This window comes from Leptospira chreensis, from assembly GCF_016919165.1.
Lineage (GTDB): Bacteria > Spirochaetota > Leptospiria > Leptospirales > Leptospiraceae > Leptospira_A > Leptospira_A chreensis.
Genome location: NZ_JAFFPS010000028.1, coordinates 22,956 through 44,938, shown reverse-complemented (window position 1 = coordinate 44,938; position 21,983 = coordinate 22,956). Strand labels below are relative to the sequence as shown.

The following is a 21,983-nucleotide window of genomic DNA, read 5'->3' as shown; positions in this document are numbered from 1 at the left end:
CAGGTGCATTCGTTAGCAGGAAATTAAACAGGTTTCTTTCATTCAGGCAAGAATTTATTTTAAAATGGTGAATAATAAAAACAATGGCCTGCTTTTAAGTCTTCGTTAGATCGATAGAAACCAAAGTGATATCATCTTTTGATACCTGTCGCATTGCGGACAATCTGTTCATCAAATTTGTGTGGAACAAATTCTGAGGGAGGTCCACTAGCGGCTTAATTTCTGGAAACAAAATAGCATCAGGCTCTTCATCTGGCCTTAGGTTTTCGTACAATCCGTCCGTAAAAATCAAAATACGGTCTCCTTCTTTCAAACCAATCACTTTTTGTTCGTATTCAAAATTAGACCGAACGCCAAGCAAAAGGCCAGGACATTCGAATGATTCTATCTCTCCATTACGGATCAAAACAAAAGGAGGATTCCCCGCAGAACTAAAGTATAATTTCATTTGTAAAAAATCGATATAGAAATAAGCGGCACTGACAAAGCGGGCGTTAAGACTTGTACAAAGGAACCGGTTCATAGCCGCGATTAACTCTTTCGGTGATTCTTTAAATTCTTTTGCGTTACGAAATGCAATTTTGACAGTGGAGGAGTCGAGAGCCGCGCTCACTCCATGACCTGTCACATCCGCCATCACAAGCCCAAAACCATCCGAGAATTCGAAATAATCATAAAAATCTCCACCCACATCATAGAGTGGATGATAGGAGACAACCATGGACAATCTCCGATTATCCGGCAGTTTGTCTGGTAAAATGCGCATTTGGATCTTTCTTGCAGTCTCCAAATCTTTTTTGATCGTCGTTAGTTGGCTTTGTGCAACGAGATTCTCTTCCAACAAAAAACGTAACCGTCGACCTAGGGCAAGAGAAAACAAAATGACTTCGAATGCTGTTCCGATTTGCACCCCATAACGACCGAAAGTCGAGGATGGAATGAGCGAGGCCTTTGTTAAAGAATCAAAAATCACACCAATAAACAAGGTGACCCAAGCAAAAAGAAAAAACAAAGAAGACTTCACTCCCTTCAAATAGGAGTAAGCACCCGCAGACATGAGCAAAAGAAAAATATAAGGGAAGGTATAAATAAAAGAAACTTCGATCCAATTATGGGGGATCACAAAGGAAAAAATTGCCATAAATCCAAAAGTGATCACACTCAAAAGTATCAAACGGTGCAAAAGTAGATTTACCTTTTTTAAATTCAGGAATGTTAACGAAAAAAGACCCACAAAGGTAAGAGATGCGTTTACAGAAACATAAAGATAGGGTTTGACCGACATCGCTACATTCGGAAGGAATAATTGTTTAAAAAACCCTCCGAGTAGTGAGTAGTTGATTGCGAGTGTTGCCAAATACATACAATAATATACATAGGCTTTTTCTCGAACACTGACATAAATGAGTAAGTTGTATAACAATAGAGCAAGAATGATCCCGAAATAAATTCCATTGGCAATATAATCTCTTTCCATCCTGTCGAAAAATGAATTGATCTTCCAAATCCGAAAAGGTGCACTCAAAATTCCCGAATTTTGTATATTAGCATATATTGTTTTGGTTTCAGAAGGCTTTAAAGTTAATTTATAAATTGGATTTCTATGTTGTATTTCTCTTTCCGCGAAAGGTTTAGAGCCATCAAATTGTTTTTGAACGATCACACCACCCATCTCCCAACCGAACAAAACCCGGTCCACCCAGGGAGCTTCCAATTCCAAAATATAATCATTGGTTTCTTCATCAGGATTGGAGATGTCAAACTTCACCCAAACAGAAGGTTTCCAATAACCAAAGTTATATTTGAGTTCGTGTGCTTTTGACCAAACAGCCTCGCCTGACAGGATTTGGTCCAAAGACTTAGTTTCGAAGGTATATTGGATGAGGGGACGTTCTGGAAAATTTGAGCCGCAGGAGATAAAAATTAGAATGGATAGAAATAAATTAATTCTTCTGAGTTGGTTCATAGAGCGAGAACTGAAATATAATACCAATCTTTTGAATGGAACAGTTCCTGGAATTCAAAATCAAAATTAAGAAGAAAACGTATTGCCAAAATCCCTAAAGACCAGATACTCTTGGCAAATCAAGGAGATAGGTTTATGTCAGCAAAATTTGAAATTTACAAAGACAAAGCAGGAGAATTTCGCTTCCGCCTCAAAGCAGGCAACGGGGAAATCATTGCCTCTAGCGAAGGATATGCATCCAAACAATCTTGCGAAAACGGCATCGCTTCAGTAAAGAATAATGCCGCAGCAGCAGAGATCGTGGATCAAACGTAAGAACAGCAATAGTCTGTTATAGTTTGAACTTTTAATTTAAACTTGGATCCAGCAGGGACTTCAAATTCGGACTGACCGTCGATTTGGAGCCATGTTTCGGATCCTGCTAACAAAACAGAGAGTTTTCCTGACTGGATTTCCATAATTTCTTTCTGGTCGGTTCCAAATTCATATTCCCCGGGCATCATAATTCCCAAGGTTTTCTTTTCCCCATTCGGAAATAGGACCGTACGGCTGGTAACGTTCCCGTTGAAATAGATATTGGCTGGTTTTAGTACTGTTACGGATTCAAATGAACTCATACAGACCAAAATCTGGACAGACTCCAGACTTCCAAGTGAATTCTAAAGGCCCCATCTCTTCGATTTGGCATTAAAAAGTGTTTGCGAAATTCGAAAGTACCAGAACGGTGAAGTCAGTGCCCATTAAGTCCTCACAAAAATCCGAGAACAAAAAACAACAAGCCAGGGAGAAGTCCATCGAAAGGATTCTCACCTCAGCCATTGTTTTGTTCGCAAAACATGGGTTCTCTCAAACTACCATGGAAATGATTGCCAACCATGCTAAAATTTCCAAGGGTCTAGCTTATAATTATTTCAAAAGCAAAAACCAAATTTTCGAACAAATCATAGACAACCACCTCGCCAAACAAGAGAAGTTTTACAACAACATCCCACCCAATCTTTCTGCGAAGGAATATGTCAGGGAATTTTTTAACCGCTCTATCCAATTTGCAAAAGAAGAAAGAAAAACCATGGTTTTGATTTCAGTATGTCTTTTCCAACCGGGGTCTGTTTCTCTTTCGAAGAAGATGTTAGAAAATGTAGAGAAACGATTTGCCCCATTCAAAGAGGCAATGAAAGAAAGGTTCCGATCTTACGGGGTCAAAGAACCTGATAAAGAAATGATCCTCATCAAAACCTTTCTTCACGGTGTCATCATGAGCCAACATTTTAATGACACCACAACTTGCACTCCAACGATCATTGAAATGGTTTTGGAAAGATACGATTACAAAAATTAATTCCTAATCCCCTGCCCCACCAGGAATTTTTAAGATCAAAAGGTTCGTGGTTGCAGTTGCTAAAAGTTTATCTTTTTCTGTTCGCATCTCTCCTACCATATGAATGGTAGAAAACCCTTTTGCTTCTACAGTTGCTGTTACAACCACCTTTTGGTTCACCGCCACTCCCCGAATGTATTGAATGTTCATGTCAATGGTAGTTGTAGGACGTTTTGCGACTAAATAACTGAGTGGTCCAAACGCATTGTCAAAGGCTGCGGCAATCACACCACCTTGCATCATTCCCATGGGATTGGTTTGGTCTTCTGAAACAGGGAAGGCAACAGTAATACTTTTTCCCTTTGTATAAGATAAAATTTCTGCCTTCATCGCGACAAATATGGGAGGGGGAACAGTGATTTTCCTTCCACCATGATTAAAATTAACAGTCATATCGTTTAAGATACTTTGGGTTTCTTCGGCTGTCAGGGTTTGCATAAAACAACCTCCATATGTTACCAACAGTAACATTATTTGGTTTTATTTCAAGAAAAATGTTGCCAATGGTAACTTATTTTCCAAAATTCTATTGTGAAACGATCCTCTTACCACCATGGTGATTTAAAAAATTCCATCATCAAATCTTGTCATAAATTGTTACAAAAAAAAGGTGCTTCTGATTTTTCCCTTAGAGAGGTGGCTACCCTTTCGGGAGTTTCCCATGCTGCCGTGTACAGGCATTTCCAACACAAAGAAGAGGTTTTAGAAATTTTATCAGCCATTGGTTTTGATCGGCTTGGGTCTTTACAGAAAAAAGTACTCCAAAATTTAAAGAACCCAGATGATTATTATGTAAAACTAGGTTTGGTTTATATCCAGTTTGCGATCAAAAATCCCAATTATTACCGTCTCATGTTCCAAACAAAAAGACCCAAAGAATCAAAGATTTTAAAACGATCCAAATTGAAATCTTATGCAATCCTCGTTCGCGGGTGCCGGTTCTATTTAAAAGCAAAACGTCGTAAGGAAAACCATCGCAGTTTTGCCCTTATGGCTTGGTCTCTTGTCCATGGTTATAGCAATTTATGTATCGAAACAGACTTCCCTGATACCGAGAGCCAAGTGTTGAACAAATCCAAAACAGAAATGGCAGAAGACATCTTACGGTTTTCCATTTAGAAAACAGGATCCAATTTTTAAATTTTTAGTTCTTCAAATTTTTCCAAAAACTCAGATTTCTCTCTTACAAATTTCATGGGATTTTCCTTCCCGTATTCACAATAATAAACCATCTGTTGGCCATCATTGGCATTGGTACAGTTTTTGGCCTCATCCAACTTTAAGTATAAGTTCCCTGTTTTTTTGTGCCTATAAACGATCATAATAAAATCTCCGATGATTCAATTCAACTGCGAAAGGAATGGCTGGCTTGAACCATTCTCTGGTTAGGAATTGTATTTGTCTCCATCCAGTTTTTCCAAATCAATTGCAAACTTCCGGCTAAAGATTCCGGTGAAGGTAAGTTCAAAATCTGATAGTGGGTTGACTTTGATAAAGTCTTTTCACTCCAAATTTTAAATTCATCCCAAGAGGTTTTCTTTTGTACTCTTTTTTGTACCTCTATTGTACTAATAAAGGGAGAGCTATTGTTTTCCGAACCTGCATTGGATTTTTGTAAGACGGGGGTTTGGAGATTCTTACTTTCTTTTTCCTTCTGCATTGGATTTTTTTCCAGGGTCAGCTCTTTATGAATCACTTCTTTTGCGGTAGGTTTCGAAAATATAGGTCTTAAGAATCTCCTTCTTCCATCAAATCCAGTTTGTTCTAACAACCCCAGTTTTTTTAGAGAGGTGATGAGTCTTGAAACTGTGTCCATTTTGAGTCCAAGGACTTCGCCGAAGTAACGGTTGGAGGCAAAACATCCTCCTTTGTCATGTAGGGAGACAATTTCTGCGTAGAGTTTGGTTTGGCTATGAGAGAGATTGAGATCCTCTATCCAAACGGGAATCCAAATTCCGGTTCGATTTGTTTTCATTTTAGGTTCCTTCTTCCAAACGAACACATCTCCGGCTACGAGCGTTTGGTTGTTTTTGCCAATACACCTTTTGGGTATATCTCCCCTACTCTAGTTTTGAAAATTTGTTTTTAAATTCGAACAAACCTTCGGTCAAATTAGAGAAGAGAAATTTTGGAAGTTCTTTCGAACGTCCTTTCGGAACTTTTTTAGGATTCCGGTTTGAACAATGACGGCATTGTGGTAGAGCCGTGTTCGGTTGTGTGACCCGAACGTTCCCTATATGTACAAAATCAAAAATTTCGTCAAGTGAAAAATGAGACATAATTCTGGGAGGGTCTCATTAGATCTAGAGCTTTGTAGATTGGGGTTTGGGGGAATCAGAGAGAGGAAATGGCCCCGGGTCGCTACCACACTTCCCAGGGCTTTTATTGTTCAACCCGGTTACGGATCTAATGAACAATTTAGTCTGCAATCTAAAGGAGTACAAGTTTTTTTCTGATTCTTTGCCAAAAAAACTAGGTTCTTTTTCGCTTTGAATTTGAGACCAATGGACGGGTTTATTTTTTGAACTTACGAATCGCCTCTTCTAGGATTGATTTTTCATTCTGTAGTTGGGAGATTTTTTCTTTGATTTTTAAGAGTTTGTTTTTTAGATCTTTGAGTTCTAGGTTCCCCAGTTTTGGTTTTGATGCTTTGGGTTTGTTCGGTTTTAAGGGACGTACAAATTCTCTTAGGTCGTTACGAGAAGGGAAGTCCCCTTTTTTTTCTAATCCTTTGATCAGGTAGTCGATTGCTTTTTTTCTGTTGGATACATCTAAAGGGGCAATCTCTGTAAACAAACTGGTCGGAATTTGGAAGATCGGATGATTTTTGTCGGAGGTTATGCTGATATTTGTTTCTTTTAGGATTTCTGCATGAGCTATTTTAGTTTTCACCCATTGCCCCGATTTATTGATTCGTTTAGCGAGTTGTTCGTTTGTTTCTTTGTGCCTATTTTTTAATTCCTGGAGAGAAAGGGCCAGGTCAGATTCGGAAAGATCCTCACGTTGTAAGTTTTCGACCAACTTAATTTCGGGTAATTTGGATATATCGATTTGTTCTACGTTTTTGACAATGGCTAGGATGTTTTTTCTTTTGAGAAGTTTATGTGCCCGGAACCTTCTTTCCCCATTGATGAGTTCATATTTCCCTGCTTTTTTTCTGACAACAATCGGTTGCAAAAGACCGTACTGGGAAATGGATTCCGCAAGTTCTCTGATTGTGGATTCGTTAAAAGTTTTTCTTGGATTGTTTTCTGTGAGGATTTGGTCTACAGGAATCTCTGTTGCATTGTGATTTGATGTGGCCTCTTCTTTTAAGAATGGGTTGAGTGAGGAAGTTCTAGCACTTGCTCTGGAAAGGATATCGGCTGGGTTATAATTTGTTTTATTTTTCATGGTTTTGGTAAGGTACGCCGGCGTACTTTATTTTAATTTCTCCGCTAAAGTTTCGAAAGCTTTCCAAGGAGCACTTCCTTCTTGTAGAGGTTTCCCAGTTTCTGTACGGTCCCGAATACTGTCATTTTTTGGGATTGGTTCTAAAATTTTTAGAGTTTTAATGGTGTTTAATTTTTCCAAAAGATCCATCTGTTTTTGGGAAGTTCCCCACTGGGAGGGGAGGATCATTACGGATTTTTTCTTTGATTGTTCGTCGAACCTTTCTGCTTCATCTACTTTTTTGAGAACCTGTGCGACAGTTCGGACTGCCCATTTGGATGGTGTGACGGGAACTAAAATTACTGAAGCAGGTAAGTAGGATGCGATGTTTTCCGAAGATCCTGAACCGGGTGTGTCTATGATTACATAATCGTATTTGGCTTTGAGTAGAATATTTTTTAGCCGAGGGATCATAGAGAAATCCTTGGAGGCTAGATAACTTAGGTCAGAAAGTTCGATGATGGAAGGTAATACATCGATGTTGTTTGAGGGTTTTACTGACTCTGCGAGTGTTGTTTCTGCGTTAAGGACAGAAAGAGTGTTCCCGGAATCAAAAAATTCTACAGGTTCTTCCGGGAAAAAAAAGTCGGAAAGATCTGCTTGTGGGTCCATGTCTATGGCCAGAGTGGATCCCCGTTTGGATAATGCTAGGGCCAAGTGGATGGCTGTTGTAGATTTGGAAGTTCCGCCTTTGATATTGGCAACAGTAATGATCTTCATTGCAAAATGAGTTTGTGACTAGTGGTTTTGTGTGCAATGAAAAATCTAAAATTGGGATTATTTTTGAAAAGTACGCCGGCGTACCTAACCACTTATAAAAAATCAGAGAATTGTTTTTCTTTTGGGACTTAAGAAGATATCTCTTTAAAAGAAAAATCCTTCGCGCAAAGGATCGAAGCGGAAATCCTTTCCCTGCGGGAAAGATTGCAGCGAAGAGCCTGTCGGTTTTGGAGGGATTGTAATCGAGGGAAAAATTCGATGCGCCCAGATGATGGGTTCCATTTTTATTTTCTCGCGACAGAAAAAATTCTTGTACTAATTCTCCGGATTGTTAGATTGTTCGTAACCCCTTTAACCGGGTGATGTAAACTCTCTGGATTGTGTGGAAGCAGTTCAGAGAGACTTCCCTTCTCGCTCACCCCTCTTTTAAAAAATTCCCCTACTCCACTTTTTGAAACGCTCTATAACCTTAAATGTTCGTTGTCATTGGTCCAATTTGACTGGAAGTCTGCCTGGGAATTATGTCACATTAAAACTTGACAGAAAATAGAATCTGATGTTTCTAGAGTTAGGGTAGGGGAGGTGTCTCTATACCCGAAAGCGGTCTTCCACAATTTATTCCGCTTCTATACATCACCTGGAATTCAAAAAGAATTCCAATACGGACGTTCGAAAGAACTTCCAAACTCTTAGTAACGGTGCCGAAGGTTTGTCTTCTCGTTGTTACAGGTCCAAGAAAAAAATCTCTTCTTGGATACCGGAGGTTTGTGTTGGCCAAGGGGTTATATGAGTGAATCAAAAAGAATGGGTGTATGGGTCGCCCAATGGATGGAAGATTTGGGGCTCAGTCCCAATCAGACAAGGCTGTATGCTGAAATCGTTTCCTTAAATGCGAAGGGAGGATGTTTTGCCTCGAATGAATATTTGGGTGCGGTGTTACGATTGAAACGAGATACAGTGTCTCGGTTGGTGTCGCAGTTAAAGAAGAAAGGGCTTTTGAAACAAACGGGGTTTGATGGAAGAAAACGATATCTATTGCCTCTCGTTTTGGAAGCTGGGTCTGGATCGGAGCCTCATCCTAAAGAGGTTCGCTCCTCTGGTTTGAAGGTCGAAACCTCCTTGGGATTTAGATCCAAGTCTGAATCCCATCCAGATACGAAGCCTTCTCTTAAATACGAAGTACATACCTATATACAAAAGAGTGGGGATGGGAAAAGTAAGGGTGAAGATTGGAAAGAGTTTTTAGCCTGGAGCGAAAAGCGGCTCTCCTTTTCCACAAGTCTTGCTTTGTCTAAACTGCGAGGCCCAGAGGTCCTCACGGGATTGCCTCTCTCTTATTGGGAAAGGTTTAAGGCAAACCCAAGATAGAACAGTCTTGGGTTTGTTTGCTGGGTTTTTATAGGAATCGGTGTGGGAGTTTCAAAGTGTCACTTAATTTGCGTTAGATCTTGGCGAAATTGTTTTCTCCCGCCGGGGTATTCAATGGTATAAAAACATTGGCAGGATTCCCAAGCAGGGCTTGTGAAAAAATAACTGCCTTCTTCTGTTTGGCAGGATTCTTGTTTGGGTTTGATTTTGTGAGCGGAGATGAGTCTACCTAAATCTTTGGTTTCGACTTCATCTAACTGGATGGATTCTTGTTCTAAGAGGATGGCGGTGAGTTTGGGGGAAGTGGAAAGAAGGTTTGTTGCGTTGATACAAGTGCTTCGTCTCATGGCGAGGCTTCCCGATTCGATGGCCTGTTGGCTCGCTTTTGCGGAGACGGCAGCGTAAAACAATTCGACTCCGTCTTTTGTTTTCCATTCGGATTTCCAAGGCATATAACTTTGGCAGGTGATTAGGACCAAGGGGATGCAGAGAAATGAATATTTCATAAGAGAATCCTAACTCGGATGGGGGCTTTGTCAATGGAAACCCATCTTCCTTTGGCCCATCCAGGATAATTTATTGAAACTATTCTCAACCGAATCAAAGTTGGGAGGATCTGCTATGAGCCTTTTTAAGCCCCTCCCTATTTTTTCCGGTGCCATGGTGCAGTCTTTTATGGCTTCCTTTAAATCGAAATCGGACAAACGTTATGCCCATTCGGTTGCGGGTTCATGGAAGTCGGTAAAGGCAAAAGACGGAACCACTCTCCTTGCCAAGGTGCATGATGTGGTAAATCCCAAAGGCCTTGTGGTTCTTGTACATGGATGGGAAGGGAGTATTCATTCGAGTTATATCGTTCGAACCGCTAGGCATTTTTTACAGAAAGGATTTTCTGTTTATCGCTTGAATCTGCGAGATCATGGGGACACCCATCATTTGAATGAAGGAATCTTTAACGGTAGTTTGCTTCCAGAAACTTATGAAGCTGTGAGGGAGCTGGTCAAAGCTTCCGGCTCGAAGGGGCCTGTGTATTTAGCGGGATTTTCTTTGGGTGGGAATTTTGTTTTGCGGATGGCAGGAAGGCATTCTCTTTCTAAAGTGGCTGACCAAATTCCGGGATTAAAACATTGTTTTGCATTTAGTCCGGCGCTCGATCCGAAAAGAGCTACCATCAAAATGGACGAACATCCTTTTTTACGAAAGTATTTCCTCAACTCATGGAAGTCTTCCCTTGTTAAGAAAGCAAATTTGTTTCCGCACTTGTATTCGTTTCATGATTTGGATGATTACCAATCGGTGATGCATTTAACAGAGAAGATGGTGAAAGAGTTCTCCCATTTTTCTTCTGTGGATGAGTATTTTGATTCTTATACTTTGAATGAATTGTTTTTTAAATCGGTTCGGATCCCAACAACCATTCTCACTTCTATGGATGATCCTGTGATTCCTTGGAAGGAATTTGTAGAGATCCCCACTTCTTCTTATTTAGAAGTTGTGATTGAGTCGAAGGGGGGACACTGCGGATTCATTGAGGACTGGAATCGTTCTTCTTACTATTGGAAATTGATGGAAAAAAAGATGGGTTGATCTCTTCCCAAATGGTTTTCCAGTAACTCGCCCAATCTTCTTTTTTTGAAGTCCAGAATTTTGAGTAGAAGGAATCGAGTAACTCTCTGTTCGATAAAATTTTTAAAAGGGATTTTGTTTCTAAACCACCGGGACCTTTTGTGAGTAAGGTTTTTAAATCTACTTCGGTGGATTTGGGAAGTTTAGATTGGTAAAGTTTATTCCCTTGGAGTTGTTTGTGTTCTTTGTGGAATACAGGATGCACCAGGGCAAAGAAGAATTCCCGACCTTCCAGATAACTATTCTTATGCGAGTTAAGTTCTTCTTCTAATCTTTGGGTCAAATTTGTATTTGGTTTCCAAAAAGAAGGATCGAGCGATTTGTTTAGAAGTTTTTGTTCCCTTCCTGTTAGGACCACAAGAGGGATGGCCAAAATCCATCCGATCCAGATGGGCATTGTCAGAATGAATAACATGGTGGAATGCGCATGGCTGATATAAGCACAGGCAAGTCCTAAAATGGTCACACCAAAAAAAGAAGAAAGTATGTAGGTGAGACTGTATCCGGAATCAGCATCCCTGTTTTGCGGCCCCCAAGTGATCCTTTTGTTGAGTAGGATGGAAAACACAAAAATGCTATGATAGATCATGTAGATGGGTGCGATCAGGATGGAGAATGCAGTTTCCAAAAGAAAGGCTGGAAACTTCTTTAGGATTTGGATTACAGGGAGGCTTATGAAACTAAGCACTCTTGGTAGAAATAATAACACTAAAGAAAGGTATAATAGTTTTACGTAAAGAGGGTCGTAAATCTGAGATTTGAAAAACTCAAATTCTTCGGGTAACATGGAGTAGTTTAAATATTTGTTATCCTCTAAATAATTCCATAAACTCAAAACGATATAACACATCCAAATGGGTGAGTTGAGGTAAGAGAGGATTCCATTCAGGATATGGATTCTGTTGATAAAGGGAATTTTTTTTCCAAATAAAAACCAAAAATGCTGCAAGTTCCCTTGGCACCAACGTTGGTCTCGTTTGAGGGCATCAATGATGTTAGGTGGGTTTTCTTCGTAACTTCCATCGAGTTCGTAAGCGCATAAAACTTCATATCCTGCTTTTCGCATGAGAGCGGCTTCCACCGTATCGTGGCTTAAAATTTTTCCGCCAAGGCCCCCGTATTCGGGAAGGTGGGGGAGGGCGCAGTGTTCCATGAATGGTTTCACCCGAAGGATGGCGTTGTGTCCCCAATACCCGGAAGAGTTGACTTGCCAAAAACTGGCTCCTTTTAAGAAAAAAGGGCTGAATAGATAAGAGGAAAATTCTGTTAGTTTTTGGAATAGGGTGGTGGAACGAAAAATGCGAGTGCTGGATTGGATGATTCCGGCAGTGGGATTTTTTTCCATATTGGCAATTAGTTGGAGGATGAGATCTCCTGAGACAAGGCTATCCGCGTCAAGGATGAGCATGTATTTGTATTTTTTCCCCCACCGCCGGCAGAAGTCGGCGATGTTTCCACTTTTGCCGTTGAGATTACTTTTTCTCCTGCGGTAGTGGAAGTTATGAAAGTTTCCTGTGGACTCGCATAATTTAATGTAGGCGGCTTCTTCTTTGATCCATTTTTCTGGTGTTCTTGTGTCACTTAAGATAAAAAAATCAAGTTGTGGTAGTTTGTGGATTTTGTTTGCGGACTCAAAGATCACTTTGATTCTAGAAAAGATGGAAATTTCATTTTCTTCGTAAACGGGCATCACAACGGCAACGGGAAGAGATGCAATTAAGGATAAGTCGAGTTCCCCTTCTGGGATTCGTTTTGCTTTGAGGAGTGTATCGGCATTTTTTTTGAGAGAAAGTAAAAATCCAAAGAAGGCAGTACTGGCACCGTAAGACAACATCGGCAAAAGAAAAATCAGTGTGATGAATTGGTAGTATTCTGTGATTTCAATTCCTTGGAAGGAAATGATTTCAATAAACAAACTAAATCCCCAGATGACAGGAATGATGAAGGTAAGAAAAAATAAAGAGCGATGGATCTGGATCATAACAACCTAAATATAATGATGTAATAGAGGAAACTCCAAAGAAAGATGGAGGCAATGATGAATACTGGTTTTAAAGATCCAACAGTGGATTGTTTTGTTTTGATGGTATCCCTCTTCCATTCCGCAGATTGTGGAATCATCGACCCGAATTGCCAGGAACGATCAGGTAATGGTAAGGATTGTGTGAGTTCTAATTTATTGGCGCGTAAATGGTCTAACCAAAGTTTCCAATCCGATTCAAATGCTAAAATTAGAGCTGCCGATTTAAAAAATTCATTCAGCACTTCGGCAATTTTATATTCGTTATGAATCCCACTTAAAATTAAATAGGAACGCATCCTTTCGCTCAGTTCATTTAGATAAATTGTGTTATTTGGATAGTCCATCTCGATAAATCCATGTTTCTGTAATTCTTTGGTTTTCATTTTTTAGGAAAACGCTCCAATTGGATTCCCCTTCCGAACTTGGATACCAGATTTGAAGGCGCCACTGGTCTAGTTCTGTTATTTTTTCGATTTTGTAACGAATTTGTTCAGGTGGAATTTCGCTATTTTGAATGAGGGCGCTTAACGATGTTTTTTTGTCCAAAGACTTTAAGTAGTCACCAGTGAAGTACAAGGTGAACACTTTTTCTTTTGGAAAAACTGGATCCACTCCTCTGTAAAAGGCAGATGCTTTCCCAAGAGTATGGTGTTTCGGTGATCTTTCTGTATAATGCAAAGTGTATTCAAATTCATAACCTTCATTTAGATTCGGTGGAATGGCGGGTTCCCAAAAGGTTGTGACATTGTCGTCAGAGTCTAGGTTGGTTGTGAATTCCAAAAGATACAAACTTCCCTTTCCCCAGTTGCCTTTCGGTTCTACCCAAACACTAGGTCTTAAATGGTATTGGAGTTTTTCGTCTTGGTAACTTTTGAATTTTCTATCTCTTTGGATGAGACCATATCCAGACGGTGAATCAAGTTGAATTCTTGTTAGTTGGGTTTTTTTAGGGTTGATGAGTGGTCTCCATTCCCAATCACCTTCTTTGGTTTGGACAAGTAAGCCGTCTGAGTCATGTACTTCTGGGTGGATATTCCCAAGAATCGGATTGTCTGATTCGCCATACAAATACATGGAAGTGATGGGAGCAAATCCCAGGCGTTTGATTTTTTTGCGAAGGTAGATTTTGGCTCTTACATCAATGGTTGTGATTTCGCCCGGTTTTACGATGAATTCATAAGATCCAACCACAGACTCACTATTCATAATGGCATAGATGGTAATGGATGTATCCGTTTTTTGAGGTCGTTTGATATAGAAACTTTCAAAGACGGGAAACTCTTCTTTGTCCTTTGGGCCTGTGTTGATGGCAAGGCCTCTTCCGGACAATCCGTACACTTGGTCTTTGGAGATGGCCCGAAAGTAGGAAGCTCCCTGAAAGACTAAAAATTCTTCTAAGGCTTCTTTTTGGTTGATAGGGTAGTGGACTCGAAAGCCGGTATAATGAAGTTTTTGTGTCAGGTCTGCAAAGTCGTCTGAGAGTGGTAAGTCGCCAAAATTAAACCGAGAGGCGTCATAGGGAATTTCTGCCGGCTTTTCATTGATCACTTCGTAGATGTGAATTCCGTTACTGTAGATATGACCCGGATGAAAAAAATGCAATTGGTAGGGAAGGGCTAGATTTTTCCAAATGGCGACATCAGGTTTGTATTCGATTTGTCTATAGTCGTCGTAGCTAATCCCATCCAGTCCTGGGATTTTAAATTCTGGTGTGGGTATGAATTTGGACTTTAATTTTTGTTTTGCAATGGTATCGGCAGTGTGAAAATCAAAGACTTCCGTGGGAGTGGAGATGGCCATCAAAGTGGCAACTTTGGTTAAGGTCAGATCGTTTTTTCGAATGATGATGACGACACACAATACCAAGGCAATGAGTGCAAGATATATGTTCAGTTTCTTCATAGGTGTAATGATTATTACCCAATCCAAATGGTCACCTAAATATTCTGATGTAGCATTTTTGCCTCACTAAACATGGATTAAGCAAGCTGTGTTTTTTTTTCTATTGCATATTTAGATCACTTCTATACGATTCCCCTCATCTTATGAAACTTGTTTCGATCATTTCCCTTCTTTTCTTAACAGTCGCCTTATTCCTGCAATGTTCTGGTTCTCAGAAAACGGATAAGATTTTTGGCGAATCCGTGTTCACTGCCAACAAACCACAATCTTTCAAAAAAATTGCACCACTGACTGCAAACTCCCTTGGTTCTAGAAAAAACCTTTGGGAACATGGATGGGCAGTCATTCCTTCAGGAAAAAAGAGTATAGATTTGGCTTATGAAAATGGTGGGATGAGTTCCCGCGTTGCCAAAGCCATGGTGCTCGTTCATATGAAAAAACGAAGTGCTGACTATCCAGGGAAGTTGGGTGATACTATGGCTTCCGTGGCTTCTTGGACCAAGAGTGGAATCAAAGATTCTTTTGGCAGAACAGAAGATATTTATGATGCCGGTTGGCAATTGAGTAAAACGGAATGGAAAGCTTCTAAAGATAATTTTGAAGAAGCGGGTTCTCGATTTGTACAAGGTTATGTATATCTAGTTCCAAGAATCGAATCGGATACAAAAGCGCTTAAGTCTTCTTTCGCCGAAATGGGTAGTGATTATGACAAAAAGAATTCCAAGTTAAACGAACTTTTTGACAGAACAATCAATCAAAATTCCAAGAATATTGTTTCTGCTTGGAGTGATTCCTTTTCGAAAGCATCCGATGAGTTTGCAAAAAACTATGAAGAATCCGGGGATCGTGGGAATTCCCTTCTTGCCCTCGTTGATATTTTTAAAGGTTATTCCGTTGCCTTAAAAGAAGTGATGGTGGCCCCCATTGGTAAAACCAGTGCGAACGCAGGTGAGATTCTTGTGGTCAATGGAGTCTACGTTCCTCTTTCTAAAACAATGAATTTTTCATCGACAGCTTTGATATCTACTGGAGCGGTTCTCTTCTATTCGACTAAGTTCGGTTATCGGGTGATTTCTCCCACATTGGAAGCGGGCCTTTTTAGTTCTATGGGGATACTTTCTGCGTCTTCTACCGTTCCGACTTATACTGCGGGCACTACACTTGCTGCTTTCAACCAAGTCACTACTGTTGCAGCAACCACTGCAGGCGGAACCATTGGTGTCGTAGGTGGAACGGCTTATGAGACGGGTGCTTATGCAACAGGAATGGTTTATGATTTGTCGAAGGGTTCTGCAGAAGCCGGAATGTATGCGATGAGTTCCGGAATGATTTTGGGGTATACGGCTCTCACCGCCCTTCCTTCCCAGCTGGTCTTAACCGCGGTGGATGGTCCGATTTTCATCACTTATGATGGCCCTCGTGTTGTCATCGCTGTTGTGAAAGGCAACTATGCGGACTTAGATGATGCACCCACAGGTACGGTGATCAATTTAGAAGAAGCAAAAAAAGCAGGGAAACTCAAAATCCTAACAGACGATCCAAAGATTATCAAAAAAGTATTGGATGCGGAAATCGCAGAACAAACAAAACGTGCAAATGCAAAGGCATCCGAAAACAAATGAAACCAAACTTATATAAAATATTTTTAATTTCTATATCCATATCTGTATTTTTCTCCTATTGTTCTGGTTCCGATAAAAAGGCAGAAGATCCACTAAAGAATACCAAAAAATTGGCAATCGAAGGACATACTTCTTTGTACTACCAAGGGGCTTTGCCAGTCAAAGGAACGAGTATTAAATTTATCCCACCCTTTAGTGAAGCCACGGTATACATTGGGCGGTATACTTTTGCAAAAGCAGAGTTCTCTCGTTCTGTTTTAAAAGCACGTGAATCTGTAGTCATTGTCAAAGATGGAACCAAAATGAGTTGGTCTGCTGCCGGGAAGGTAAGTGAAGGAGGCGATGCAGCAGTTCAATATTTAAATGAAAATGCCACCAAACCTGGGTTATTTATCATGTATGCCTCTGTGGCTGAGTCTTATGGGATGGTAGGGTCTTCCTGGGAACGAGGTGTCGATTCGCACAAAACGGTTGTAGCAAACTCGGTAGCCCTTCGTAAGGAATGGGATGAATGGGCGGATATGCAATTGAACCAAAAAGAGGCAGTAGACAATTCTCCTTCTGCTAAAAAAAGATTCAATCAGTACAAAGAAGAATACCAGAAGGTATTTGAGTCAACGGTTCTTGGGTATGTGGATTTGGATGATGCACTTAAATCTTCTTATGATGAAACATATGAGGATTTAAAATCAGGAAGTTGGAAACAAAGGTTTTCTAAACTAGAAGATTTTCGTTCTTCTGTTTCGGAAAAGATTTTTGGAAATTGGAAAGAAACAATTTTTACTATTGGTCAGGATAGTTCCAAGGAGCTAGGTCGAGCCAAAGCGGATATAGAATCCATTGCGGATGGGGAAGGAGTCCCTTTAGCTTTACTGAAAGCATTTTCCAGAACCGCCAAAGCATTGTTTTATGACGGGCTTATCAAACCAATTGGAAAAATGACCCTACTTTCTGTTGGGTACATTACTTGGAATGGAATCATTTATCCCGCTGCTGTGGTCACAAATTCGACAGGCACAGCTTTGTATTGCCTGGTTGAGACATTTACACTCGCAGGAAAAGGGGTTGTTTATATTACAGCACCAAGTGTTGAGCTAGCGTTAGGTGCTTTGATAAACAGTACGGGAGCGGTCTTGAATGAGTCAGTTCAGTCCATGGAACAAGGTGTAAAAGTTACCTCGGCAGTGGTTAGAAAGACATCCGCTTATTCCGTGAAATCTGCGGCTGTTGTCACAGAGTCTTCTGGAAAATATATTTTAGCTCCGATGAGTCTTGTGGGAGTTGCGGGGGGACAAACCGTTCTAGGGGGAGGACTTGCCGTTGGTGGGACTGTGACTGGTGCCACGGTAGCAGGAACTTCAGCGACAGCACAAGCAGTCACCTATACTTCGTCGAAAGTAGCTGCAGGAAGTGTAGGGGCTGTGGGAACGGTAGCTTCCTTTGGAACAGGAACCACTTATGGAATTTACCAATTAACAAAAGCAGTCGGTGTTCCGACTGGAGTGGCAGTTGGTTCAGGAATTGTACTGAGTTATGAATTTGTATCTCATATGTCCGCTCATTCTGTTCTTGCCGTTGCGGATTGTACTTACTTAGTGTTATCCCTGGAAGGGGGTAAATGGGTGGTTTATGGTGTGAAAGACGGATCAAAAAGAGCATCTCGCCTCCTAACGGGCGCAGTGGTGGATGTGGACCAAATCCGCAAGGAAGGGGGAACGGTAGTAAAAGTTCCTTTGGAGCCGGGTGAGGTTGAAAAAATACTAGGTAAAAAAAAGAAAAAATAAAATCATTGGAGAATGGAGAACGAAGGTAAAAAAATTCTTATCATAGAAGACTCTGAGTTACAGAGAAAACTTCTCCATCGATGGATAACCAATCATGGATACATTCCTTTGGAAGCTGTCAATCTTTCGCAAGCCAGGGAGATCATCATCAAAGACCAAATTGATGTCGTTCTCTTGGATTGGGAATTGCCAGATGGATCTGGGATTGAACTCATCTCGGAAATTTTTTCCTCTTCTTCTGTGGGTTGGCTTCCTGTCATTATGGTCACTGGCCATACAGAGCCTGAAAACCTGAAACTTGCCATTGAAGCTGGGGCGACCGATTACATCACAAAACCTGCCAAAGAGATTGAACTCTTGGCAAGGATCTTCAGTGCTTTACGCATGAAATCTTTACATGACCAACTAAGGGAAACGTCAATTCGGGATGTAATGACTGGGCTGTATAACCGTCGTTATATGGAAGAGCGAATTGATCAAGAGTTCCAAAGATGTAAAAGGCACAAACATAACCTTTCTTTGGCAATGATTGATATCGACTTCTTTAAAAAAATCAATGATACCTATGGGCATGAGACCGGGGATATTGTTTTAAAGAGAATTGCTTCTGAATTAAAAACATGTTTGCGTAAGTCAGACATTATTTCCAGATTTGGTGGGGAAGAATTCGTGATCGTTTTTCCAGAAACTGGACTTGTTGATGCGACCCGTGTTCTCGATAAAATTAGAGAGATGGTTTCTGGTCTTGAGTTACATTCGGAGTCAGAACAAGTCTTCAAAATTTCTTTTAGTGGAGGAGTTGCCGGTGGAGATATCACCGAAATTGAAAATCCCATTGAACTTCTTCGGACCGCCGACAAACTTCTATATGAAGCAAAGTCATCTGGTCGAAATCGGATCATAAGTTAAATTATCAATTTGGACATCAATCATTCCTTTTACCAACTAACACCCGACACAATACTGAATGCGCTCGAATCATTGGGTTATGAACCTACAGGTCGGTTCTATCCATTAAATAGTGTGGAAAATCGAGTTTACGATATTGAAACATCGAATTCAGGAAGGATCGTAGTCAAGTTCTATAGGCCCGGTAAATGGACCTATGATGAGATTCTAGAAGAACATCAATTCTTAGAAGAGTTGTCTCTAGAAGAAATTCCTGTTCTAACTCCCATAACTATCAAAGGGAAAACTTTATTTGAGTGGTTGGGAATTTACTTCGCCATTTGGCCCCTTCGGAATGGAAGGATCGTCGAAGAAATTGCCGGTGGAGATTTAGAAAGAGTGGGTGCACTTCTTGGAAGGATTCATTCTGTTGGGATGAGATCGAGTTCTATCCATAGACCGATTCTTGATATTCCATCCTATGGTTTGGAGTCATTAAACTTTATTTTAGAAAAAAAACTAATACCAAACAATGCTTTGGCGGAACGTTACAAAACCACGGCACTCCGTGCCTTTGAAATTTTTGAATCTTTGGTGAAAGAATACCAAATTCCATTCCAACGAATCCACGGAGACTGCCACAAAGGGAATTTGCTCGTTTCACCGGAAGGATACAGCATTTTGGATTTTGATGATTTTCTAACAGGCCCTATTGTCCAAGATTTTTGGATGTTGCTACCGTTAGGTGAATCGGATCGAAAAAATGATGTATTTCAGTTTTTGCAAGGGTACACAATGTTTGCCGAGTTTGATGAAAATTGGTTACAATTGGTAGAACCACTTCGTATTGTAAGATACATTCATTATGCTGCTTGGATTGCTAAACGTTGGCAAGACCCATCCTTTCCATCCTTGTTTCCTCATTTTGGAACAGAAGAGTATTGGTTGAAAGAAACCTTAGATTTGGAATCTGCTAAAAAAGATTTAGAAGACCAATCATTTGAAGGAAGTCCTAACGCAACCGATACGGAACCTGAAATGACAAATAAAGATTTTTTTTGGGATTGGGAAAACTAAAAGAACTAACTAAAGTAAATGCGATAAAGCAACTGCGAGTGCATGGGACACATTTAAAGAATCGATTTGGTTTTTCATAGGTATATAAACCAGACTGTCGGATAAATTGAGTACATCCGGTTCCACTCCTTCCGCCTCATTCCCAACTACGAGTACAAATTTACTTTGTTTTCCTATTTCATATACAGATTTGGTTTTAGATAACAAATTTTCTCCTTCCCTTGGAAGAGATAGAGATAGAATTTTATGGTCTGTGTTTTGTAACGAGCGCAAAGTTTCTGTTAGGTTAGGAATGCGGACCAACTGAATCTGGAAAAGAGAGCCCATCGATACTCTTACTGATCTTCGCAAATAGGGTGATGCCGATTTTGAATCGAAGAGGATGGATTGGATTCCAAAAGCCGCAGCTGTACGAAGTATGGATCCAATATTTTCACTATCAACAATTGCATTGACGAAAAGCATCGGTGCCGTGGCCTCCGTTATCGCATTCCATCTTTGGAGCCCGACTGCCATAAAACCCTGATGTACGGAAAAGCCAATGGTATCCTCAAAGACTGATTTTTCGGCAACAAAACACTGGTTAGTATCTGGTAGGCGTGATTGGATTAAATCTTTATGTTTTTCCCAATACTTGGGCATACAGAATACGGATTCTACTTTCAGATGGGAGTGAAGGAGTCGGACCGCTGTTTTTTCATGGTCGGCAATGAACGTATCGGTTGGGTCTTCCTTTGCTTTGAGGAGTTGGTAGGCAGTGAGCCTTGAGTCGTGGGGGGAAAGGATGGTTTGCATTATGTCACATTACCCCTGAAGAGCCCCCGCCCTGAATTGGGTGGTGGAGGTGGGCTTGTGGGTTTCTCCCAAAACTTTTATCACAAATCGCGCCTTCCTTCAATCGAAGATTGACTTCCCGGCGATTTTTTCTCAATAAGTTCATATTAACTCAGAGATGGTATTCCGATTGGACAAACCCATTCGAAAATGTAGAAGTCTGAATGTGTTTTAACTTTCTATCTTTATGGGAATCGCCAAATAAAGGTAGACCCGATCCAACTAATACAGGTATCCGAGTAATGATGATTTGGTTTAACATAGATTTGCTTATGTAAGATTGAATCAATTGGCCTCCATCCACGTAGGCATTTTTTATTTGGTTTCCCAGTAAAATAGAATCCAATTCTTCGAGGGTTCCTTGGAATATTCGAATCGGATGTTGTGATTCGAATTGATAATCTGAATTTCGAGTTAATACATAAATGGGAATGGATCCAAAAGGATATGGTTCGAAGGTCAATACTGTTTCAAAAGTAATTCTTCCCATAACAATGCAATCGATACCTTCCATAAAGGAAGAATAACCTAGGTCATCATTTTCCAATGTAAATTCGTCAGAGGTAAGCCAATCGAGGGAACCGTCAGTTCTCGCAATAAACCCATCTAAACTGCTTGCAATAAATGCTTTGTATTGTATCATTGTTGTAAATTATTCTACGGCGTAGAGTTATTATTTCTACAGTGTAGAAATAATCCAATTAAAATGAAAGAAAAAATTATACAAACAGCGCTTCGGATTTGTGAAAAAGATGGCTATGAATCTTTTAGTATGCGAAAATTAGCTACAAAACTGGATTTGGATCCTATGGCGATCTATCATTATTTTGAAAATAAAGAAGCTTTGACGAAGGCAATGGTGGAACAAATTTTCGATCGTTTTCAGAAAGAAATTCTGATTACTAATAAAAATCCGAAAACAAGTCTTAAAAAAATCCTAATAGAGTATTGGAATTTGTTTATCGAATACCCAGGAATGTCTCTTTATTTAATTAAGAATTCGCATACAGATTTCCCTTCTGTTTTGTCGCTCAATCAAACGCTCCTAAACTTACTGAGCAACCTTCAGCCTGGTAAGGATATAGAGAAGATGTTGCATATCATAATTGATTTTATTCATGGTAATGCACTTGCGTTCTCTTCCCTCCCCAAAGGAAAAAATAAAGGAGGAAGGATTTTGCCGAACCAAAAGGCATTTGAATCTTCCTTATCCTATCTTTTGGATCTCGTCTTCGATTCGTAACCACCTAAGTGTGGTTTAGAGGGGTGGTTCTTTCGCTCCGTAACTAGTAAATTTCCTTAACAATCCTTCATTTGTAGTTGATTAAATTACACTTAAAAAAACTATTTAAATGGAATCTTG

Annotated in this window: 24 protein-coding genes; 10 read left to right on the top strand and 14 right to left on the bottom strand. The window is 40.2% G+C overall.

From position 1 onward, the window contains the following. Nucleotides 1–94: 94 nt before the first annotated feature. On the bottom strand, nucleotides 95–1,966 hold the full coding sequence (locus JWG41_RS09085; RefSeq protein WP_205269614.1) for a 7TM diverse intracellular signaling domain-containing protein: 1,872 nt from the start codon (nucleotides 1,964–1,966) through the stop codon (nucleotides 95–97). Nucleotides 1,967–2,101: 135 nt separating this feature from the next. On the opposite strand from JWG41_RS09085, the gene JWG41_RS09080 reads away from it, so the two are divergent. Next, a complete protein-coding gene (locus tag JWG41_RS09080; RefSeq protein ID WP_205269613.1) occupies nucleotides 2,102–2,281 on the top strand; it encodes a YegP family protein in 180 nt (59 codons plus the stop codon). Here JWG41_RS09080 and ppnP read toward each other — a convergent pair. After that, a complete protein-coding gene (ppnP, locus tag JWG41_RS09075; protein WP_205269612.1) occupies nucleotides 2,272–2,583 on the bottom strand; it encodes a pyrimidine/purine nucleoside phosphorylase in 312 nt (103 codons plus the stop codon). The two genes, JWG41_RS09080 and ppnP, sit on opposite strands and share 10 nt — an antisense overlap. A 116-nt stretch (nucleotides 2,584–2,699) precedes the next feature. Between ppnP and JWG41_RS09070 the strand changes: the two genes are divergently transcribed. Continuing rightward, nucleotides 2,700–3,305: a TetR/AcrR family transcriptional regulator gene (locus JWG41_RS09070; protein WP_205269635.1), complete on the top strand. Its 606-nt coding sequence runs from the start codon at nucleotides 2,700–2,702 to the stop codon at nucleotides 3,303–3,305. Between the two features lie 3 nt (nucleotides 3,306–3,308). Here JWG41_RS09070 and JWG41_RS09065 read toward each other — a convergent pair whose 3' ends face one another. Next, nucleotides 3,309–3,782, bottom strand: a complete 474-nt coding sequence (locus JWG41_RS09065) for a PaaI family thioesterase (protein ID WP_205269611.1) — start codon at nucleotides 3,780–3,782, stop codon at nucleotides 3,309–3,311. Nucleotides 3,783–3,875: 93 nt separating this feature from the next. Here JWG41_RS09065 and JWG41_RS21215 point away from each other — a divergent pair, with 93 nt between their 5' ends. After that, nucleotides 3,876–4,463 (top strand): TetR/AcrR family transcriptional regulator, encoded by a 588-nt coding sequence (locus JWG41_RS21215; RefSeq protein ID WP_205269610.1) that lies wholly within the window; start codon nucleotides 3,876–3,878, stop codon nucleotides 4,461–4,463. Nucleotides 4,464–4,480: 17 nt separating this feature from the next. Here the strand turns inward: JWG41_RS21215 and JWG41_RS09055 are convergent, their stop codons facing one another. From JWG41_RS09055 to JWG41_RS09035, 5 genes are all read right to left on the bottom strand, one after another. Next, nucleotides 4,481–4,666 carry a hypothetical protein gene (locus JWG41_RS09055; protein WP_205269609.1) on the bottom strand — a complete coding sequence of 62 codons (186 nt, stop codon included), beginning with the start codon at nucleotides 4,664–4,666 and terminating at the stop codon, nucleotides 4,481–4,483. A 23-nt stretch (nucleotides 4,667–4,689) separates the two neighbouring features. Beyond that, on the bottom strand, nucleotides 4,690–5,319 hold the full coding sequence (locus JWG41_RS09050; RefSeq protein ID WP_205269608.1) for a helix-turn-helix domain-containing protein: 630 nt from the start codon (nucleotides 5,317–5,319) through the stop codon (nucleotides 4,690–4,692). Nucleotides 5,320–5,858: 539 nt separating this feature from the next. Continuing rightward, complete coding sequence (locus tag JWG41_RS09045; protein ID WP_205269607.1) at nucleotides 5,859–6,737, bottom strand: ParB/RepB/Spo0J family partition protein; 879 nt, start codon at nucleotides 6,735–6,737, stop codon at nucleotides 5,859–5,861. A 27-nt stretch (nucleotides 6,738–6,764) separates the two neighbouring features. Further along, entirely contained in the window at nucleotides 6,765–7,496 is a 732-nt protein-coding gene (locus JWG41_RS09040) for a ParA family protein (RefSeq protein WP_205269606.1), read from the bottom strand. A 144-nt stretch (nucleotides 7,497–7,640) separates the two neighbouring features. Then, the gene (locus tag JWG41_RS09035) at nucleotides 7,641–7,778 is read right to left on the bottom strand and encodes a hypothetical protein (protein ID WP_205269605.1); all 138 of its coding nucleotides are present in this window, start codon (nucleotides 7,776–7,778) and stop codon (nucleotides 7,641–7,643) included. Nucleotides 7,779–8,282: 504 nt separating this feature from the next. Here JWG41_RS09035 and JWG41_RS09030 point away from each other — a divergent pair. After that, on the top strand, nucleotides 8,283–8,864 hold the full coding sequence (locus JWG41_RS09030; protein WP_205269604.1) for a helix-turn-helix domain-containing protein: 582 nt from the start codon (nucleotides 8,283–8,285) through the stop codon (nucleotides 8,862–8,864). 59 nt (nucleotides 8,865–8,923) lie between these two features. Here JWG41_RS09030 and JWG41_RS09025 read toward each other — a convergent pair whose 3' ends face one another. Beyond that, a complete protein-coding gene (locus tag JWG41_RS09025; protein ID WP_205269603.1) occupies nucleotides 8,924–9,370 on the bottom strand; it encodes a hypothetical protein in 447 nt (148 codons plus the stop codon). A 115-nt stretch (nucleotides 9,371–9,485) separates the two neighbouring features. Between JWG41_RS09025 and JWG41_RS09020 the strand changes: the two genes are divergently transcribed. Next, complete coding sequence (locus JWG41_RS09020) at nucleotides 9,486–10,451, top strand: YheT family hydrolase (RefSeq protein ID WP_205269602.1); 966 nt, start codon at nucleotides 9,486–9,488, stop codon at nucleotides 10,449–10,451. On the opposite strand, the gene mdoH is transcribed toward JWG41_RS09020, so the two are convergent. The 3 genes from mdoH to JWG41_RS09005 are packed head-to-tail and all read right to left on the bottom strand — an operon-like array spanning nucleotide 10,390 to nucleotide 14,415. Then, nucleotides 10,390–12,471, bottom strand: a complete 2,082-nt coding sequence (gene mdoH / locus JWG41_RS09015) for a glucans biosynthesis glucosyltransferase MdoH (protein ID WP_205269601.1) — start codon at nucleotides 12,469–12,471, stop codon at nucleotides 10,390–10,392. The two genes, JWG41_RS09020 and mdoH, sit on opposite strands and share 62 nt — an antisense overlap. Then, nucleotides 12,468–12,896 (bottom strand): hypothetical protein, encoded by a 429-nt coding sequence (locus tag JWG41_RS09010; RefSeq protein ID WP_332461289.1) that lies wholly within the window; start codon nucleotides 12,894–12,896, stop codon nucleotides 12,468–12,470. The genes mdoH and JWG41_RS09010 overlap by 4 nt, the downstream gene beginning before the upstream one ends. Next, on the bottom strand, nucleotides 12,841–14,415 hold the full coding sequence (locus JWG41_RS09005; RefSeq protein ID WP_205269600.1) for an OpgD/OpgG family glucan biosynthesis protein: 1,575 nt from the start codon (nucleotides 14,413–14,415) through the stop codon (nucleotides 12,841–12,843). The genes JWG41_RS09010 and JWG41_RS09005 overlap by 56 nt, the downstream gene beginning before the upstream one ends. Before the next feature lie 143 nt (nucleotides 14,416–14,558). Between JWG41_RS09005 and JWG41_RS09000 the strand changes: the two genes are divergently transcribed. Genes JWG41_RS09000 through JWG41_RS08985 form a run of 4 tightly spaced genes read left to right on the top strand, consistent with a single transcriptional unit; the run spans nucleotide 14,559 to nucleotide 19,786 of the window. Next, the gene (locus tag JWG41_RS09000) at nucleotides 14,559–16,037 is read left to right on the top strand and encodes a hypothetical protein (protein ID WP_205269599.1); all 1,479 of its coding nucleotides are present in this window, start codon (nucleotides 14,559–14,561) and stop codon (nucleotides 16,035–16,037) included. Further along, nucleotides 16,034–17,821 carry a hypothetical protein gene (locus JWG41_RS08995; RefSeq protein ID WP_205269598.1) on the top strand — a complete coding sequence of 596 codons (1,788 nt, stop codon included), beginning with the start codon at nucleotides 16,034–16,036 and terminating at the stop codon, nucleotides 17,819–17,821. The genes JWG41_RS09000 and JWG41_RS08995 overlap by 4 nt, the downstream gene beginning before the upstream one ends. Before the next feature lie 12 nt (nucleotides 17,822–17,833). Beyond that, nucleotides 17,834–18,730 carry a diguanylate cyclase DgcR gene (gene dgcR, locus JWG41_RS08990; protein WP_205269597.1) on the top strand — a complete coding sequence of 299 codons (897 nt, stop codon included), beginning with the start codon at nucleotides 17,834–17,836 and terminating at the stop codon, nucleotides 18,728–18,730. Between the two features lie 9 nt (nucleotides 18,731–18,739). Further along, entirely contained in the window at nucleotides 18,740–19,786 is a 1,047-nt protein-coding gene (locus tag JWG41_RS08985; protein ID WP_205269596.1) for a serine/threonine protein kinase, read from the top strand. Nucleotides 19,787–19,795: 9 nt separating this feature from the next. Here the strand turns inward: JWG41_RS08985 and JWG41_RS08980 are convergent, their stop codons facing one another. Next, entirely contained in the window at nucleotides 19,796–20,581 is a 786-nt protein-coding gene (locus JWG41_RS08980; protein WP_205269595.1) for a TrmH family RNA methyltransferase, read from the bottom strand. A gap of 151 nt (nucleotides 20,582–20,732) precedes the next feature. Continuing rightward, on the bottom strand, nucleotides 20,733–21,263 hold the full coding sequence (locus JWG41_RS08975) for a dihydrofolate reductase family protein (protein ID WP_205269594.1): 531 nt from the start codon (nucleotides 21,261–21,263) through the stop codon (nucleotides 20,733–20,735). Nucleotides 21,264–21,326: 63 nt separating this feature from the next. On the opposite strand from JWG41_RS08975, the gene JWG41_RS08970 reads away from it, so the two are divergent. Next, on the top strand, nucleotides 21,327–21,863 hold the full coding sequence (locus JWG41_RS08970) for a TetR/AcrR family transcriptional regulator (protein ID WP_205269593.1): 537 nt from the start codon (nucleotides 21,327–21,329) through the stop codon (nucleotides 21,861–21,863). Nucleotides 21,864–21,983: the final 120 nt, after the last annotated feature.